A 1,247-nucleotide genomic window follows, 5' to 3' on the forward strand; every position below is an offset into this window, starting at 1 on the left:
GGCGTTGTTAATGATATGGACACTTCCACCCACCGTCTAAACTTATAGTCGGTAACATAAATGAGGAAGAGACCATGACCATTGCAACTTTAGGTATCGACTTAGCTAAATCTTCTTTTGCTCTTCACGGAGTAGATTCATCAGGCAAAGTTCTTTTGAAGAAAAATATCAGCAGAAAGAAGTTGTCCGAAACGTTGACCAATATGCCTCCTTGTCTTGTTGGTATGGAAGCTTGCTCCAGTGCTCATTATTGGGCAAGAGTATTCAAGCAATTTGGTCATGACGTTAAACTTATGCCTCCGCAGTTTGTTAAGCCCTATGTGAAATCAAATAAGAACGATACCGCTGATGCTGAAGCAATCTGTGAAGCGGTAACTCGCCCTAACATGCGTTTCGTACCTATAAAATCGATTGAACAGCAATCAATCCTTTCTGTTCACAAAGCTAGAGAAAGGTTAGTTTCAATGAAAACTGGCCAAACTAATCAATTACGTGGGTTGCTGGCTGAGTTTGGTCTTGTCTTTCCTAAAGGAAGTGCATCACTTAACAAGCAGCTCCCTCTGGTTTTAGAGGATGCTGAAAATAATTTGACGCCACCGATTCGCTGCGTGGTTACTCATTTAAAAGAACTAATTGATGAGCTTTCTTCACGAATTAGTGCGTTAACAAAAGAAATTGAACAATGGCACAGTACGAATGTTGATTCTAAAAGAATCGCAGAGATCCCTGGAATTGGCCCTATAACTGCCACCGCACTTGTTGCAAGTATAGGTGACCCCGCATCTTTTAATAATGGACGGCAGGTATCTGCATGGATTGGACTTGTACCTAAGCAGTTTTCAACGGGTGGCAAACAAGTATTGCTTGGTATAAGCAAGCGGGGGGATGGCTATTTACGAAGACTACTAGTGCATGGTGCAAGAGCTGTTCTTGGGCACTTAAATCAACAGCCAACCACTTATACTCACCGCTGGTTGAATGACTTACTGAAACGAAAACACAAGAATGTTGCAATAGTCGCACTAGCTAATCGGAATGCTCGAATTGCATGGGCTTTATTGGCTAATCAGCAACACTATAATCCTGAATTACTATCTATCTAAAATTGCGCATGAAGTGGAAATGAGAAAACAGGTAAGACCGTGAGTATGGAACTCTGATTTGATCTTAGGACTTTCAAGTTCGTGTTGTTGATAAGAGCATGCTCAGCGGAAATCATTAAGAGTCCTTGAACTCGGATATATGTC

1 protein-coding gene is annotated in these 1,247 nt (G+C 41.5%); it reads left to right on the forward strand.

What is annotated here, in order from left to right:
• Window positions 1–74: 74 nt before the first annotated feature.
• Window positions 75–1,103, forward strand: coding sequence for an IS110 family transposase (locus tag AB4161_RS22755; protein WP_372084410.1), 1,029 nt, complete (start codon window positions 75–77; stop codon window positions 1,101–1,103).
• Window positions 1,104–1,247 lie beyond the last annotated feature (144 nt).

Source organism: Vibrio sp. 10N.286.51.E5 (genome assembly GCF_041469125.1).
In the GTDB taxonomy this organism is placed as follows: domain Bacteria; phylum Pseudomonadota; class Gammaproteobacteria; order Enterobacterales; family Vibrionaceae; genus Vibrio; species Vibrio crassostreae_C.